The 15,857-nt window shown below is 68.7% G+C and carries 12 protein-coding genes and 4 tRNA genes; 15 read left to right on the top strand and 1 reads right to left on the bottom strand.

Annotated features, from left to right (window positions below):
• The first annotated feature begins 64 nt into the window (after positions 1-64).
• A tRNA-His gene (locus VZL07_RS24600) sits at positions 65-138 on the top strand.
• Between the two features lie 19 nt (positions 139-157).
• Positions 158-231 (top strand) — tRNA-Arg (locus VZL07_RS24605).
• A gap of 87 nt (positions 232-318) precedes the next feature.
• On the opposite strand, the gene bet is transcribed toward VZL07_RS24605, so the two are convergent.
• Positions 319-1,458 carry a phage recombination protein Bet gene (gene bet, locus VZL07_RS24610; protein ID WP_426750078.1) on the bottom strand — a complete coding sequence of 380 codons (1,140 nt, stop codon included), beginning with the start codon at positions 1,456-1,458 and terminating at the stop codon, positions 319-321.
• A 383-nt stretch (positions 1,459-1,841) separates the two neighbouring features.
• Between bet and VZL07_RS24615 the strand changes: the two genes are divergently transcribed.
• The 13 genes from VZL07_RS24615 to VZL07_RS24675 all read left to right on the top strand — a co-directional run bounded on the left by VZL07_RS24615 (position 1,842) and on the right by VZL07_RS24675 (position 15,855).
• Positions 1,842-1,914 (top strand) — tRNA-Lys (locus VZL07_RS24615).
• A gap of 103 nt (positions 1,915-2,017) precedes the next feature.
• A tRNA-Leu gene (locus VZL07_RS24620) sits at positions 2,018-2,099 on the top strand.
• A gap of 105 nt (positions 2,100-2,204) precedes the next feature.
• Complete coding sequence (gene tig / locus VZL07_RS24625; protein WP_426750079.1) at positions 2,205-3,482, top strand: trigger factor; 1,278 nt, start codon at positions 2,205-2,207, stop codon at positions 3,480-3,482.
• Between the two features lie 21 nt (positions 3,483-3,503).
• The gene (clpP, locus tag VZL07_RS24630) at positions 3,504-4,124 is read left to right on the top strand and encodes an ATP-dependent Clp endopeptidase proteolytic subunit ClpP (protein WP_011552098.1); all 621 of its coding nucleotides are present in this window, start codon (positions 3,504-3,506) and stop codon (positions 4,122-4,124) included.
• Between the two features lie 217 nt (positions 4,125-4,341).
• On the top strand, positions 4,342-5,625 hold the full coding sequence (gene clpX, locus VZL07_RS24635) for an ATP-dependent Clp protease ATP-binding subunit ClpX (protein ID WP_426750080.1): 1,284 nt from the start codon (positions 4,342-4,344) through the stop codon (positions 5,623-5,625).
• A 194-nt stretch (positions 5,626-5,819) separates the two neighbouring features.
• Positions 5,820-7,985, top strand: coding sequence for a prolyl oligopeptidase family serine peptidase (locus tag VZL07_RS24640; RefSeq protein WP_426757371.1), 2,166 nt, complete (start codon positions 5,820-5,822; stop codon positions 7,983-7,985).
• 198 nt (positions 7,986-8,183) lie between these two features.
• Complete coding sequence (lon, locus tag VZL07_RS24645) at positions 8,184-10,643, top strand: endopeptidase La (protein WP_426750081.1); 2,460 nt, start codon at positions 8,184-8,186, stop codon at positions 10,641-10,643.
• A gap of 139 nt (positions 10,644-10,782) precedes the next feature.
• The gene (locus tag VZL07_RS24650) at positions 10,783-12,489 is read left to right on the top strand and encodes a peptide ABC transporter substrate-binding protein (protein WP_426757372.1); all 1,707 of its coding nucleotides are present in this window, start codon (positions 10,783-10,785) and stop codon (positions 12,487-12,489) included.
• 232 nt (positions 12,490-12,721) lie between these two features.
• The gene (locus VZL07_RS24655) at positions 12,722-13,606 is read left to right on the top strand and encodes an ABC transporter permease subunit (RefSeq protein ID WP_426750082.1); all 885 of its coding nucleotides are present in this window, start codon (positions 12,722-12,724) and stop codon (positions 13,604-13,606) included.
• Entirely contained in the window at positions 13,603-14,415 is an 813-nt protein-coding gene (locus tag VZL07_RS24660; protein ID WP_426750083.1) for an ABC transporter permease subunit, read from the top strand. The genes VZL07_RS24655 and VZL07_RS24660 overlap by 4 nt, the downstream gene beginning before the upstream one ends.
• A 104-nt stretch (positions 14,416-14,519) precedes the next feature.
• Positions 14,520-14,981, top strand: coding sequence for a response regulator (locus VZL07_RS24665; protein ID WP_426750084.1), 462 nt, complete (start codon positions 14,520-14,522; stop codon positions 14,979-14,981).
• Between the two features lie 71 nt (positions 14,982-15,052).
• Positions 15,053-15,598 carry a YqgE/AlgH family protein gene (locus VZL07_RS24670; protein WP_426750085.1) on the top strand — a complete coding sequence of 182 codons (546 nt, stop codon included), beginning with the start codon at positions 15,053-15,055 and terminating at the stop codon, positions 15,596-15,598.
• Positions 15,598-15,855 carry a BolA family protein gene (locus VZL07_RS24675; protein ID WP_011552107.1) on the top strand — a complete coding sequence of 86 codons (258 nt, stop codon included), beginning with the start codon at positions 15,598-15,600 and terminating at the stop codon, positions 15,853-15,855. The genes VZL07_RS24670 and VZL07_RS24675 overlap by 1 nt, the downstream gene beginning before the upstream one ends.
• Positions 15,856-15,857 lie beyond the last annotated feature (2 nt).

Below are 15,857 nucleotides of genomic sequence, written 5' to 3' on the forward strand. Positions count from 1 at the left end.
GGGTCCAGGTTTCCAAGGTAGGGAAGCCGCCGCTTCAAACGCCGTTCGCGGTAACGCTGTAACGGCGGCCATAGCTCAACTGGTTAGAGCGCCGGACTGTGACTCCGGAGGTTACCGGTTCGATCCCGGTTGGCCGCCCTTCTCCACCCTCGAATTTGCGTTCGTAGCTCAACTGGATAGAGCACCGGGCTTCGAACCCGGGGGTTGGGGGTTCAAGTCCCTCCGAGCGCGCACCTTCCAGCAGGCTGAAGCAGGAACGCCCCCGCCACTTTCGCAGCGGGGGCGCCCCCTCACAGCCTGACGGTTATCGACTCAGCCTCACGCATCATGGGCCGCGCCGTTGCCGCCCTTCGAGGCCGGCACCCGGCAACGCAGCTCCGTCTCCGCCTCCAACGCCAGCAGGTTCTCCCGCATCGCCTTGGCCCAGCGCGCCCGGGGCTGCTCCATCAGCTTCTCGTTGGCCAGGTCAATGGACTCGCTCAGCTCGTCGTCGGACAGCTCGGAGGCCGTCTTCCCCTTGTACGGGCCGAAGGCCACCACCACCGCGCTCGGCTTGGGCCGAGGCGCGGGCTCGGTGGCCGCCACCTGGGGCTCCCGCTCCGCCTGCTCCCGCTGGGGCGCCGCCACGGTGGGCACCGCCTCCACGGTGACTTCACGCGCCCGCTTGGGCTGCAGGGGCACGTCGATGTCCAGCTGCGCGGCGGCCGCGGCTGGCTGCTGCGGACGGGGCTCCTGCGGCGCCGGCGGAGGGAAGGACGCCTTGATGGGACCGGGCTTGGAGCCCAGCACCTCGTAGGGGCCGCTGCCGTGCTCGTCGGACGCGGACTCGTAGTCCTCGGCCGGCATCTCCTCCCGCACGTAGAGTCCGCCGAAGGCCTCGGGGTAGGCCTTGCGCAGGGCGGCCACGCGGGCGCACTTCTCAATCATCGTCGTGGGAATCTTGGACCACAGCGGCGTCTGCTGGACGTAGCCGCTGAAGTCCAACCACACCACCACCGGCAGCTTGTCCTCCCGCACCACGCGGGCCCAGGCGCCCACCAGCGCGCCCTTCCGCTTGGCGGGGTTGAAGCGGTGCACCACCTCGCCCCGACCCTGGTCCACGACGATGTCGTCCTCGGCGAACACCGCGCTCGCCTGGATGCCCTTGAAGTCCGGGAAGCGCTCGGCGCGCGCGAGCATTCCGGCCTCGGACGGCTGGAACTCGTACTTCGTCACCCAGTTGGGCCGCTCGCGGTTGCCGACGTTCTGCCGGCGGGCCACGCAGAAGGCCTCCTTCAGGAGCGGGTCCAGGCCGCTGCGCTTGCACTGCTCGATGAAGAGCGCGAACTCGTCCTCGCTGATGCCGCGAGGGCAGATGGTCCGCTTCACGAGCTCCACGCGCTCTCGCGTCCACCCGGCCTGCTGGGGGCCCTGGCCGGCGGCCGTTCCTTCCACCTTCTGTTGGGGGTTGGCTTCCATCTCTGTCTTCTCCTGCTACGTCCTGCGCGAAAAGGGCGGACGACCTCCGTCCGCCCGCATGGTTGCCGCGGGGTGCTCGGTGCTTGCGCTGTGAGTGACCGCGAGCCGTCGCGCGCCCGCCGTCCCGCTTGGCCGGGGCGGAAGGCGTGCTACGGCCATGTTGAACATCGGAGCGGCGCGCTTGCTTCACCTGCTCGCGCCGCGCGCCAGGGCCGGCCGAAGGGCATGCGGACCAGCGTCGCGCGCCCGAAAGCCCGGCGGGCGTTGATCGACAGGGACAGGAATGAAAGGGGGCTCGAAAAAACGTTTTGACACAGCCGACGGCGTTCTGTAGTTACCGCCGCCACCTGGACGCCGCGCAGGCGACGGACCGGGGCAGTGCCGGGAGCGTAGCTCAATTGGCAGAGCAATGGACTCTTAATCCATAGGTTGTGGGTTCGATTCCCTCCGCTCTCACTGCGAGGCCCCTCCAGAAATGGAGGGGCCTTTTTGTTTTCCAGCCTCTGCCGTCCCGTGGACGTTTCGCGGTAAGACGGTGCAGCGCACGACGACGCAGCCTGGGCGGGTGGCGAAACTGGTAGACGCGCCAGACTTAGGATCTGGTACCGCAAGGTGTGAGGGTTCGAGTCCCTCCTCGCCCATTTCGCGTTGACCCGTTCGTGCCTATCCCCTAAAGGCGCACGTCCCACTTTTCCGGCACCGCCCGAAGCGACGCACTGTCCATGGCGGTGGCGAGCGAGGCCCGCATGAAGGTCCAGGTCGAAGAGCTCTCTCCCATCGAGAAGAAGCTCTCCATCGAGGTCGACGATGCCCGCGTGGCGGAGGAGCTCTCCCGCGCGTACTCCAACCTGGGCCGCCAGGTGCGGTTGCCGGGGTTCCGTCAGGGCAAGGTGCCTCGCCGCATCCTGGAGCAGCGCTTCCGCGACCAGGTGGAGGACGAGGTCATCCAGCGCGTGGTGCAGAGCGCGTACGTGGAGGCCATCCGCGCGCACAACGTGGAGGTCGTCGCCACGCCGCAGGTGACCAACTCCGGCCTCAAGCCCAACACGCCGTTCACCTTCGAGGCCCGCGTCGAGGTGAAGCCCAAGGTGGAGGCGAAGGACTACGTCGAGCTGCCCCTGACGAAGTCCGACACCACCGTCACCGACGAGCAGGTGAACGAGCAGCTGGAGCGCATGCGCCAGTCCCTGGCGCGCCTGGAGCCCGTCACCGACCGCGACACGGCCGCCTCCGGCGACTACGCCACCGTGGACTTCGACGCCACCGTGGACGGCCAGCCCTTCGCGGGCAGCAAGGCCGAGGGCATCACCGTGCAGGTGCAGCCCGGTGAGCTGGTGGACTCCAAGATTGCCGCCCTGGAGGGCGTGAAGGTGGGCGAGTCCAAGGACATCGACTACGCCTTCCCGCAGGACTACCGGGTGGAGGAGGTGCGCGGGAAGACGGCGCGCTTCCACATCACGCTCAAGGGCGTGCAGAAGGAGATCGTCCCGGAGCTGAACGACGACTTCGCCAAGCAGACGGGCATCGCCCAGTCGCTGGACGAGCTGCGCACCAAGCTGCGCGAGGACATGGAGAAGGCGCGCAAGTCCCAGGTGGAGGGCGAGGAGCGCGAGGCCCTGGTGAAGGCGCTGCTGGAGCGCAACACCTTCGACGTGCCCCGCGCCATGGTGGAGCGGGCCATGGACTCCATGCTGCGTGGCGCGCTGCAGCAGCTCCAGCGCTCCGGCGTGGACCCCCGCCAGCTCAACCTGGACTTCAACCGCCTGCGCGAGGACATGCGCGAGAAGGCCATCCAGGAGGTGAAGGGCACGCTGCTGTTCGAGTCCATCGCCCAGAAGGAGGGCATCCAGGCCTCCGACGCGGACGTGGACGCCCGCATCGAGCAGCTCGCCAACGAGGCGGGCCAGCCGGTGGCCGTGGTGCAGAAGTACTTCAAGGGTGCCGACGAGCGGCTCGGGTTGTCTCTCCGACTGAGGGAGGAAAAGACGATTGAATTCCTGAGGAGCCGGGCGAAGTATTCGTGAGGTTCCCTCACCGAGGTCGACATGCCCTTCATGCCCGTTCCCTACGTCATCGAGCAGACCCACCGGGGTGAGCGCTCGTACGACATCTACAGCCGGCTCCTCAAGGACCGCATCGTGATGCTGGGTACGGAGATCGACGATGACGTGGCCAACGTCATCGTCGCCCAGTTGCTCTTCCTGGAGTCGGAAGACCCGGACAAGGACATCAACCTCTACATCAACTCGCCGGGTGGCTCGGTGACGGCGGGCCTCGCCATCTACGACACCATGCAGTACGTGAAGTGTCCGGTGTCCACCATCTGCGTGGGGCAGGCGGCCTCCATGGGGGCCGTCCTGCTGCTCGCCGGCGCGAAGGGCAAGCGCTACGCCCTGCCGTCCAGCCGCATCATGATTCACCAGCCGCTGGGCGGCGTGCGCGGTCAGGCCACGGACATCGAAATCCAGGCCAAGGAAATCCTCCGGATGAAGGCGAAGCTCAACGAGCTCATCGTCAAGCACACCGGGCAGTCCATCGAGCGTGTCGAGAAGGACACGGACCGCGACTACTTCATGGGCGCTTCCGAGGCGAAGGCCTACGGCATCATCGATGAGATCCAGAACCCCCGGAAGGTCGTGGGGCTGGGCAAGGAAGAGAAGAAGTAGGCGATTTGCCGAGGCTTCGGAGCCTCGGCGGGCAGCCGGAGCCGCGGGAATGCGCCCCCGCGACTCCGGCTTTCTGCTTTCTGCGTCACGGCACAGGCCCTGTTAAGTACCCGGAAGGCGCGTGGACGTTCCGGACGGGGGCTGACTAGATTGGACCCGAGCCGGGAACGGGGTGGAGTTCGGGGTTGGGGGCCTATCAGGCGCAGCGAGGGACGAAATGGCGGGCAAGAACGTGGAGAAGCGAGACAACCAGACCCTCTGCTGCTCCTTCTGTGGAAAGTCGCAGAAGGAGGTGAAGAAGCTCATCGCGGGGCCGACGGTCTACATCTGCGACGAGTGCATCGGGCTGTGCAATGACATCATCGCGGAGGAGATCGACCGCGAGGAGACGAAGGACACCAAGCTGCGCATCCCCCGGCCCTCCGAAATCAAGGCGGTGCTGGACGAGTACGTGATTGGGCAGGAGCGCGCGAAGAAGACGCTCTCCGTCGCCGTGCACAACCACTACAAGCGCATCGAGTCCAAGGTCTCGATGGAGGACGTGGAGCTCCAGAAGAGCAACATCCTCCTGCTGGGGCCCACCGGTAGCGGCAAGACGCTGCTGGCGCAGACGCTGGCGCGCATCCTCAACGTGCCCTTCACCATCGCCGACGCCACCTGCCTCACCGAGGCCGGCTACGTGGGCGAGGACGTGGAGAACATCATCGTCAACCTGCTGCAGGCCGCCGACCACGACATCGAGCGGGCCCAGCGCGGCATCGTCTACATCGACGAAATCGACAAGATTGCGCGCAAGTCGGAGAACCCCTCCATCACCCGCGACGTCAGCGGCGAGGGTGTCCAGCAGGCGCTGCTGAAGCTCATCGAAGGCACGGTGGCCAACGTCCCGCCCAAGGGCGGCCGCAAGCACCCGCAGCAGGAGTTCCTGCAGGTGGACACCACCAACATCCTCTTCATCTGCGGCGGCGCCTTCGGCGGGCTGGACCAGGTGATTGAGCGGCGCCTGGGCGGGCGCAGCCTCGGCTTTGGCGCGGACGTGCAGTCCAAGAAGCAACGCAGCCTCACGGAGCTGCTCAAGCACGTGGAGCCGGAGGACCTGCTGAAGTTCGGCATGATTCCGGAGTTCATCGGCCGCCTGCCCATCATCACCGCGCTGGAGGAGCTGGACGAGGCCGCGCTCATCAACATCCTCAACCAGCCGAAGAACGCGCTCACCAAGCAGTACCGCAAGCTCTTCGAGCTGGACGGCGTGACGCTGAAGTTCACCGATGGCGCCCTCAAGGCCATTGCCAACGAGGCCATCCGCCGCAAGGCGGGCGCCCGTGGCCTGCGCTCCATCCTGGAGTCGGCCATGCTGGACGTGATGTACGAAATCCCGTCCCGCAAGACGGCCCGCGAGGTGCTCATCTCCGAGGAAGTGATTCTCAAGAAGAGCGAGCCGGTGGTGCTCCACGCGCAGCCGGACAAGGACGCCGCGGAGCCCAAGAAGGAATCCGCCTGACGCCACCGGCCCCCGAGGGCCGGGTGCTGGCAGGTTGACGGGGCGCGTCACGGAGCCACCCAGGGTGGTCCGGGCGCGCCCCTTTCGTCAGGGGAGGGGCCGGGCACCGTTGGCCCCGCCACACTTTTTGTGGGATGGCCCCGGGCCTTTCTGTATGTGCTGGGGCCATGAGAAAGCTGCTCGTCCCCGCCCTGATGTCGCTCGCGGCGTGTGCCTCCCAGAAGGAGGCGGCGCGCGAAGAGCTTCCCGCTGCAGCCTCCGCGGCCCCCGTACCTGAGGAGTCTCCCCGCATGTCATACCCGGCGACCCGGGCGGAGCAGATTGTCGACACCCTGCACGGCGTCCAGGTGGCGGACCCGTACCGCTGGCTCGAGGACGAGAAGGCTCCCGAGGTCCAGGCCTGGATGAAGGCGCAGGACGCCTTCGCCCGCGAGCAGCTGGCGACGTTCCCCGGCCGCGACGCCCTGGCGAAGCGCTTCAAGGAGCTGTTCTACACCGACTCCATCTCCACGCCGTCCCGCCGCAACGGGCGCTACTTCTACACGCGCACGCACAAGGACAAGGAGAAGGGCATCGTCTACTGGCGCCAGGGCGAGAGCGGGCCGGAGAAGGTGCTGCTGGACCCGAACACGTGGAGCGAGGACGGCACCGTGTCGCTGGGCACCTGGTCCGTGTCGTGGGACGGCAAGAAGGTGGCCTTTGCCCAGAAGCCCAACGCCGCGGACGAGGCGGTGCTGCACGTCATCGACGTGGACTCGGGCGAGTGGTCCAAGGTGGACGTCATCGAGGGCGGCAAGTACGCCACGCCCCGGTGGACGCCGGACAGCAAGGGCTTCTATTACGAGTGGCTGCCCACCGACCCGTCCATCAAGGTGGATGAGCGGCCCGGCTACACCACCATCCGCTACCACGTGCTGGGCACGGACCCGGCGAAGGACGCGGTGGTGCACGAGCGCACGGGGGACCCGACGACGTTCCTCCAGAGCGACCTGAGCCGCGACGGCAAGTACCTCTTCGTCTACATCCTCCGCGGCTGGAGCGAGAACGACATCTACTGGAAGCGCCCGGGTGAGAAGGACTTCCGCCTGCTGGTGAAGGGCGAGGGCGCCAAGTACGAGGTGCACGCCTGGAAGGACCGCTTCTACGTCCTCACGGACGAGGGCGCCCCGCGCCAGCGCATCTTCGAGGTGGACCCGGCGAAGCCGGCCCGCGCGGCGTGGAAGGAGATTGTCGCCGAGGACCCGGTGGCCTCGCTCCAGTCCGTGAACATCGTCGGCGGGCACCTGGCGCTGGAGTACCTCAAGGACGCCACCACCGAGGTGCGCGTGGCCACGCTGAAGGGCCAGCCGGTGCGCACGGTGCAGCTGCCGGGCGTGGGCGCCGCTTCCAACCTGGTGGGGCTGGAGGACCTGGATGAGGCCTACTTCGTCTTCACGTCCTTCACGACGCCGCGGCAGATCTACAAGACGTCCGTCAGCACCGGGAAGTCCGAGCTCTGGGCCAAGGTGGACCTGCCCATGAACCCGGAGCAGTACAAGGTCGAGCAGGTCTTCTACCCGTCCAAGGACGGGACGAAGGTGCCCATGTTCGTGGTGCACCGCAAGGACCTGGCGCTGGACGGCAACGCGCCCACGCTGCTGTACGGCTACGGCGGCTTCAACGTGAGCATGGAGCCGACCTTCCGCGCGAGCATCCTGCCCTGGCTGGACGCGGGCGGTGTGTACGCGGTGGCCAACCTGCGGGGTGGTGGCGAGTACGGAAAGGCGTGGCATGACGCCGGCCGCCTGGACAAGAAGCAGAACGTCTTCGACGACTTCCACGCGGCGGCCGAGTACCTGGTCCAGGCGAAGTACACGCAGCCCAAGCGGCTGGCCATCCATGGCGGCAGCAACGGCGGCCTGCTGGTGGGCGCGGCGATGACGCAGCGGCCGGAGCTCTACGGGGCGGTGGTGTGCGCGGTGCCCCTGCTGGACATGGTGCGCTACCACCTCTTCGGCAGCGGCCGGACGTGGATTCCGGAGTACGGCACGGCGGACAAGGCCGAGGACTTCAAGACGCTGTACGCCTACTCGCCTTACCACCACGTGCGGCCGGGCGTGCGCTACCCCGCGCTGCTGATGATGGCGGCGGACCACGATGACCGGGTGGACCCGATGCACGCCCGCAAGTTCGTGGCAGCGGTGCAGAACGCTCCGGGCAACCCGGCGCCGGCGCTGCTGCGCATCGAGGCCAACGCGGGCCACGGTGGCGCGGACCAGGTGGCCAAGGCCATCGAGTCCAGCACGGACCTCTACGCGTTCCTGTTCCACGCCCTGGAGGTCCAGGGGGCACAGGGTGGGGTGGCGGCGCAGGGCCGCTGACACCCCCGGCGAACACCCGAGGGAGCCTCGGGTGTTCCCTTGATGGCACGACGCCGTTCCCCAATCTTGAGGCGGGGAACGGCGCCGCGAATCGCCGTGTTATAGAACTGCTGCATCCCGTACGAATGCTCGACGAGCGAGCAGGCGGGCAACTCTTCTAGGGGCCGGCATCCATGACGGCCCGCAGGTGGCGGATACATGTTCTTCGGACGTGACGACAAGAAGGAAGCCCAGAAGCGGGGTCTGACGGTCCCGCTCTTGCCCCTTCGGGACATCATCGTGTTCCCGCACATGGTGGTGCCGTTGTTCGTCGGCCGGGAGAAGTCCATCGCCGCGTTGAAGGACGCGATGGCGCACAAGGGGCCGGACGACAAGGCCGTCATCCTGCTGGCTGCGCAGAAGAAGGCCAAGACGAACGACCCCACCCCCGACGACATCTTCCACTTCGGCACGCTGGGCCACGTCATCCAGCTCCTCCCGCTGCCCGACGGCACGGTGAAGGTGCTGGTCGAAGGCGTGCGCCGCGCCAAGGTGAAGAAGTTCCACCCCAACGACGCCTTCTTCATGGTCGAGGTGGAGGAGGTGGAGGAGCAGACGGAGAAGACGGTGGAGCTGGAGGCGCTCGTGCGCAGCGTCCACTCCGTCTTCGAGGCCTTCGTCAAGCTCAACAAGCGGATTCCCCCGGAGATGCTGATGCAGGTCGCCAGCATCGACGACCCGGCGCGCCTGGCGGACACCATCGTCGCGCACCTCTCCCTGAAGCTGAACGACAAGCAGGCCCTGCTCGAGACGGAGTCCCCGGCCAAGCGCCTGGAGAAGCTCTACGAGCTGATGCAGGGTGAGATCGAGATTCTCCAGGTGGAGAAGAAGATCCGCACGCGCGTCAAGAAGCAGATGGAGAAGACCCAGAAGGAGTACTACCTGAATGAGCAGATGCAGGCCATTCAGAAGGAGCTGGGTGAGCGCGACGAGTTCAAGAACGAGATCCAGGAGATTGAAGAGAAGCTGAAGAACAAGCGGATGAGCAAGGAGGCCACGCTCAAGGTCAAGAAGGAGCTGAAGAAGCTCCGGATGATGAGCCCGATGAGCGCCGAGGCCACCGTCGTCCGCAACTACATCGACTGGATCATCAGCCTCCCCTGGTACGACGAGACGCAGGACCGCCTGGACGTCACCGAGGCGGAGACGGTGCTCAACGAGGACCACTACGGCCTGAAGAAGCCGAAGGAGCGCATCCTCGAGTACCTGGCCGTGCAGCAGCTGGTGAAGAAGCTCAAGGGCCCCGTGCTGTGCTTCGTCGGCCCGCCGGGCGTCGGCAAGACGTCGCTGGCGCGCTCCATCGCGCGGGCCACGGGCCGCAAGTTCGTGCGCCTGTCGCTGGGCGGCGTGCGTGACGAGGCGGAGATTCGCGGCCACCGGCGCACGTACATCGGCGCGATGCCGGGCAAGCTCATCCAGTCGCTGAAGAAGGCGGGCAGCAACAACCCCGTCTTCCTGCTCGACGAAATCGACAAGATGTCCACGGACTTCCGCGGCGACCCGAGCGCGGCGCTGCTGGAGGTGCTGGACCCCGAGCAGAACCACAACTTCAACGACCACTACCTGGACCTCGACTACGACCTGTCCAAGGTGATGTTCATCTGCACCGCGAACACGATGCACAACATCCCCGGTCCGCTGCAGGACCGCATGGAGGTCATCCGCATCGCGGGGTACACCGAGCCGGAGAAGCTCTCCATCGCCCGGCGCTACCTCATCCCGAAGGAGCAGGAGGCCAACGGGCTGACGGACATCAAGGTCGACATCTCCGACCAGGCGCTTCGCACCATCATCCACCGCTACACGCGGGAGTCGGGCGTGCGCTCGCTCGAGCGTGAGATTGGCGGCGTGTTCCGCAAGATTGCCCGCGACGTGCTGAAGAACGGCAAGCGGGACATCGAGGTGGACCGGAAGATGGCCATGAAGTTCCTGGGCACGCCCCGCTACCGCTACGGCGTGGCGGAGCGCGAGGACCAGGTGGGCATCGTCACCGGCCTGGCGTGGACGGAGCTGGGCGGCGAAATCCTCACCACCGAGGCCACGGTGATGCCGGGCAAGGGCAAGCTCATCATCACCGGCAAGCTGGGCGAGGTGATGCAGGAGTCCGCGCAGGCCGCCATGTCCTACGTGCGCAGCCGTGCCGAGCGCTTCGGCATCGACCGCAAGGTGTTCGAGAACTACGACATTCACGTCCACCTGCCGGAGGGCGCGATTCCGAAGGACGGTCCGTCCGCCGGTGTCACCATCTGCACCGCCCTGGTGAGCGCGCTCACGCGCGTGCTCATCCGCCGCGATGTGGCCATGACGGGTGAAATCACCCTGCGTGGCCGGGTGCTCCCCATTGGCGGCCTGAAGGAGAAGACGCTGGCCGCGCACCGGGCGGGCATCAAGACGGTCCTCATCCCGAAGGCGAACAAGAAGGACCTGAAGGACATCCCGCTGAAGATTCGCAAGCAGCTGCGCATCGTCCCGGTGGAGTTCGTGGACGAGGTGCTGCGCGAGGCGCTGGTGCTGGAGAAGCCGGAGGAGTTCGGCCGCAAGCCCGTCACCCAGGATGGCGGGAAGGTGGGCCCCGGCGCCGAGCTGCCGGCCACCTCGCCGGCCGTGGCTCCGGCCTAGCGGTGACGTGACAGCCTCCGGCGGGCCGCCGTGCCCGCCGGGGTGAGCTGAAGGGAAGCCAGGACGCCGGTCGACCGAGGTCGCCGGGGTGCCTGGCTTCTCCTTTTTGGAGGGCTGTTGCTTCGGGGTAGAAGGGGCGCTGGTGGCTCCGCGCGCTCGACTCCGGTGGTGGTGGTACCTGGTGGCGGTGGTGGCCGCCTCGTGCGGGCCGTGCGGCTTCCAGCCGGAGCCGGGCGTGAAGGTGGTGGTGCCGTCCATGCCCACCACGCTGGACTGGAATCACTCGGACCCGGACAGCTGGGCGAACTACCCGGTGATGCTGGCCACGCAGCGCGGGCTCACGCAGCTGGCTCCGGACCACACCGTGGGCCCGGGGCTGGCGGAGCGCTGGGAGCGCGTCACGGACGCGCAGGGGCGTGACGTCTACACGTTCCATCTGCGTCAGGATGTGCGCTGGTCCAACGGCGCGCCGCTCGTGGCGCGGGACTTCGTCATCGGCTGGCGGCGCGCGCTCCGGGGCCGTGAGCGCGGGGAGATGGCGGACCTGGAGGGCGCCTCGGAGGTGCTGGCCCTCCAGGAGCAGGGCGCGCCGGAGGCCGAGGTCCGCGCCGCGCTGGAGCGCGTGGGTGTGGAGGCCGTGGATGCGCACACGTTGCGCGTCACCCTGGCGCGGCCCCGCAGCTACTTCCTGGCCCGTGTGGCCAACGTGTACCTGTTCTATCCGGCGCCCTCCGCGGACCTGGAGGGGAAGTCGGACGAGGAGGTGCGGGACTACTTCGACCGCCCTCGCGACGGCCGGCCGCTGGCGCTGGGGCCCTACCGCGTCGAGCAGTGGGACCGGGCGGGGGAGCGCGTGCGGCTCGTGTACAACCCCGCTTCGGCGTTTCCACCGCCGCTGGCGGAGGGCGAGGTGCCCGCGCCCGTCCTGACGTTGATGAAGTCGGAGATTGGCCCGGCGCTGTATGAGCGCGGGCGCGTGGACTTCGTCTTCGTGGACAGCGCCGCGGCGCTGCGCATCCACCGGCCGGTGGACCTGCGCCGCGAGCCGCTGCTGTCGACGTACTTCCTCGCCTTCAACACGGAGAAGGCTCCGCTGGATCGGCCCGAGGTGCGGCGCGCGCTGGCCCGGGCGCTGGACCGCGAGGCGCTGGTGGCGGGGCTGTTGCCCGCGGCGCGGCCATCGCACGTGCTGTTGCCACCGGAGCTTCCGGGCGCTGCGACGGCGGAGGAGGCCGCGCGCCTGCCGCAGTACGCGCCGGAGCAGGCCCGGGCGGAGCTGGCGGGGGTGGCGGGGTTGGACCGGCCGCTGCGGCTCATCTACCGGTCGGGGGATGGCTTCGTGCCGGAGGTGGCCATCGCGGAGCGGGTGGCCGCGCAGCTGGCGCGCGTGGGAGTGCAGGTGGTGCTGGAGGCGCGCTCGGACTTCTCGGCGGAGATTGCGCGGCGTTCGGCGCAGGGGCCTCGCACGTATGACCTGTACTTGCGGCGGCTGGGCGCGGACTACGCGCACCCGAACACGTTCTTCACGCTGTTCGAGCGGGAGGGCAATCACCAGACGGGCTGGGAGACGCAGGCGGGCGGCGAGCCCATGGCGCGCTTCGAGCGGTTGCTGGAGGCCGGGGACGGTGCTCGGGACGAGGCGAGCGCCCGCGCGTGGTACGTCCAGGCGCAGGAGGTGCTGGTGGGGGAGCAGGCGGTGATTGCGCCCCTGTACCACCCGGACCGCTACTACCGCGTGCGCGCACAGCTGCGCGGGCTCGACGTGGACCCGTTCAACTTCCTGGCGCTGCGAGCGCTGCGTTTCGGGGCTCCGGCGGGGGCGCCCCAGGCTCGGGAGGCGCCGTGAGCGCTCGGGCTGGACATGGCTCCCTGCATCTCTCGCGTGCTGGGTGCCCGGTATGTGGGAAGTGCGGCGGATTCACCGCGCTCGTAGGCGGCGCCGTGTGTGGCTGCGCCGGGCACGGCCAGCGACCGCGCACCGCGCAGTTTTGCCTCACGGGAGGGCGACTCTCCTTGGGGCGCCGGTCGCCCATCCGGGACCGGGCAGGCCGCGTCGCCTCTTCAGCGCGAGGCGCGCCATGAAGGCGGTGGCCCAGCGTCTGTTGCGGCAGGTGGTGCTGGTGCCGGTGGTGGCGCTCGCGTCGTACTTCCTCATGGCCGCGTTGCCGCTCACGACGGAGACGGATGCCAAGCGGCAGGTGTCGCGCGAGCTGGCTGCCTCGTACCGGCGCGACCTGGGTATCGGCGAACCCCTGGGCTTCCTGCGTCCGTGGGAGAAGCTGTTCCGCGGTGAGCGCCTGGGCACGAGCGCACAAGGCATCACCGGCGACGAGCTGCTGACGAAGCTCTCCGGCAGCGTGGGCGTGGGGTTGATGGCGCTGCCGCTCGCGCTGACGTGGGCCCTGGGCTTCGCGCTCCTGCGCACGCGCTGGCGAAAGGGGCGCTGGGCCGCGATGGGCGATGTCGTGCCCGCCGTGGCCTTCGGCACCCCCGTCTTCATCCCCGCGTTGCTGTTGGCTCCCAGCGTGGTGGAGCGCGGGCACCTGCTGCCGGAGCTGTGCGCGGCGCTGGTGACGTCCATCTGGCCCGGCATCTTCCTGGGCACGCTGGTGGGGGATTCGCTGGAGGCCGAGCTGTCCCGTGACTACGTGCGCACCGCGCTGGGCAAGGGCCTCTCGCGGGCGACCATCCTGCGCCGTCACGTCCTGCCCAACGTGTGGCCCGCGATGCTGGACGCGGTGGGGCCGGTCGCCACGTCGCTCCTCGCCGGCTCTTTCGCGGCGGAGCGCGTGCTGGGGCTGCCGTACTTCGGCCAGCTCTACGTCCTGGCGGTGCTCAACAAGCAGGTGGCCGTCGTCGTGGTGGCCACCACCACCTTCGCCACGTTGCTCGTCCTCGTGAGCCTCGCGGTCGAGGTGCTGCGCTACGCCGTGGACCCGCGCTCCCGGGAGGCCACGGTATGAGCCGCGTCCCCGCGCGCGCCCGTGTCGGCCTCGCGCTCCTCGTCGGGCTGGGCCTCCTCAGCCTCGTGGCGGGGCGGCTCTTCCCCGAGGCACTGGCCCAGGCCTGTCCGCTGGGCATGGACCCCACGCGTCCGGACCGCACCGTGTGCGAGCTGGCCTTCGGTGGGCTCTGGGTCTCGCTCGCCGTGGGCCTCGCGGCGGGCGCGCTCTCCACGCTCATCGGCCTCACCGTCGCCGCGGTGGCCCGGCTCTCGGGCGGCGCCGTCGAGCAGGCGCTGCTGCGCGGCGTGGACGCCGTCTTCGCCCTCCCGGACGTGCTGGTGGTGATGGTGCTCCAGCTCGCGGGGCAGTCACTGTCGGACGCGGGGCAGGGTAGCGGCCTGGGCCCGTTCGGATTGATGGTCGCCTCGCTGGCCCTGGTTGGCTGGGCGGGTCCCGCGCGCATGTTCCGCAACCGCCTGGCGACGCTCGAGTCGCAGGAGTACGTGGCCGCGGCCCGCGCGCTCGGAGGCGGTGGCCTGCACCTGCTGCGCGTGCACCTGTGGCCCGCGCTGCGCCCCTTCGCGCTGGCGGTGTTCCTCTCCCGCCTCCCCGCCGCCATCCTCACCGAGTCCACCGTGAGCTTCTTCGGCATCGCCCGCATGGAGCCCATGTCCCTGGGGCGCTACCTGGGCACCAGCTACGCGGCCCTCATCTACGAGGGCGGCGGCCGGGTGGTGCTGCCTGCCTGGGCCCTGCTCGTGCTGCTGGTGCTCGGCGCCTCGCTCGCCTCCCAGGCGCTCTCCGGGGCACCTCGCCGGGCGACCTGACGGACACCGCGCGCAGGGCGCCCGCTCCCGAGTGAAGTGGAATTCCCAACGTTGAGGGAGGGGTTCTCCTCACACGGAAACCTTTTGCCCACATCGGTGCCCTCATGTCCCTCACGCCCAGCGAAGAGCTTGCCATCTCCACCGGACTCGACACCCGTGAGCGCGAGCAGCAGACGGACGCGCTCAAGCTGGAGCCCGTGCGAGGCGCGGTGCTCGTCGTCGAGGACGACCCCGCCCACCGCGAAATCCTCGTGGAGATGCTGGCGGGCTGGGGCTACGAGCCCCTGCCCGTGGGCAGCGCCGAGGAGGCCGAGTTCGCCGTGCGCAACAAGCGCATGGACGCCGCCATCGTGGACGTCTTCCTGCCGGGCCGCAGCGGGGCCACCCTGATGTCCCGGCTGCGCGAGCGCTTCCCCCAATCCGTGCTCATCGGCGTGAGCGCCATGAGCGACGCGGCCATGGCACGCAAGTGCAAGGGCCTGGGGGCGGACCTCTTCATCGGCAAGCCCCTGGACCCTCAGCGCCTGGCCGAGGCGCTCCAGTCCAGGCATACGAGCTGGCACTGACGCCCCTCCGGCAGGGGCCGCCGGGGCGGGTTCCGGTTGCGCCATCCGCGTGAACGGTTGATGCTCCTTCCGTGAAGAACCTCGCTCCCGGCTTGCTGCTGGCCATGCCCCAGCTCGGCGACCCGAACTTCTACCGCTCGGTCGTCCTGATGCTCGAGCACAGTGAGACGGGCTCCATGGGGCTCGTCATCAACCGCGGGGCCCCCTTGACGCTCGGCGAGCTGGCGCGCGGGCAGAACCTGGGCATCGCCGCCGGGCGCAAGGAGCACGCCGTCTTCCTGGGCGGCCCGGTGGAGCCGCAGCGCGGTTTCGTCCTCCACGACGACGCGGAGCAGCGGGAGAAGCACCCGGTGCTTCCCGGCCTGTTCCTGAGCGTGACGCTGGACGCGCTGGGACCGCTGCTGACCAATCCCCACCCGCGCCTGCGCTTCTGCCTGGGCTACGCGGGCTGGGGCCCCCGCCAGCTGGAGAGCGAGATTGCCGCCGGCTCCTGGCTCTTCACCGAGGCCACCGCGGAGGCGGTGCTTGGCCAGGAGCCCTCGAAGCTGTGGGATACGACGTTGCGAAGCATGGGGGTGGACCCCGCCATGCTGGTGATGGGAAGGGGAATGAACTGATGCTCGACGCCGAATTCATCCGGGCCCGCATCCTGGAGGCCCTGCCGGGCTCCGAGGTGGAGGTGCGGGACTACACCGGGACGGGAGACCACTACGAGGCCCGGGTGGTGAGCCCCGATTTCGCGGGGAAAGCGATGGTGCAGCAGCACCAGCTCGTGTACGCGCCCCTGCAGCAGTGGCTGAAGAGCGGCGAGCTGCATGCGCTCGCGCTAAAGACCTACTCACCCGAGCAGTGGAAGAAGCTCGGGACACGCTAGAA

The sequence above is a fragment of the Pseudomyxococcus flavus genome (assembly GCF_050038885.1).
Taxonomy (GTDB): Bacteria; Myxococcota; Myxococcia; order Myxococcales; family Myxococcaceae; genus Myxococcus; species Myxococcus flavus.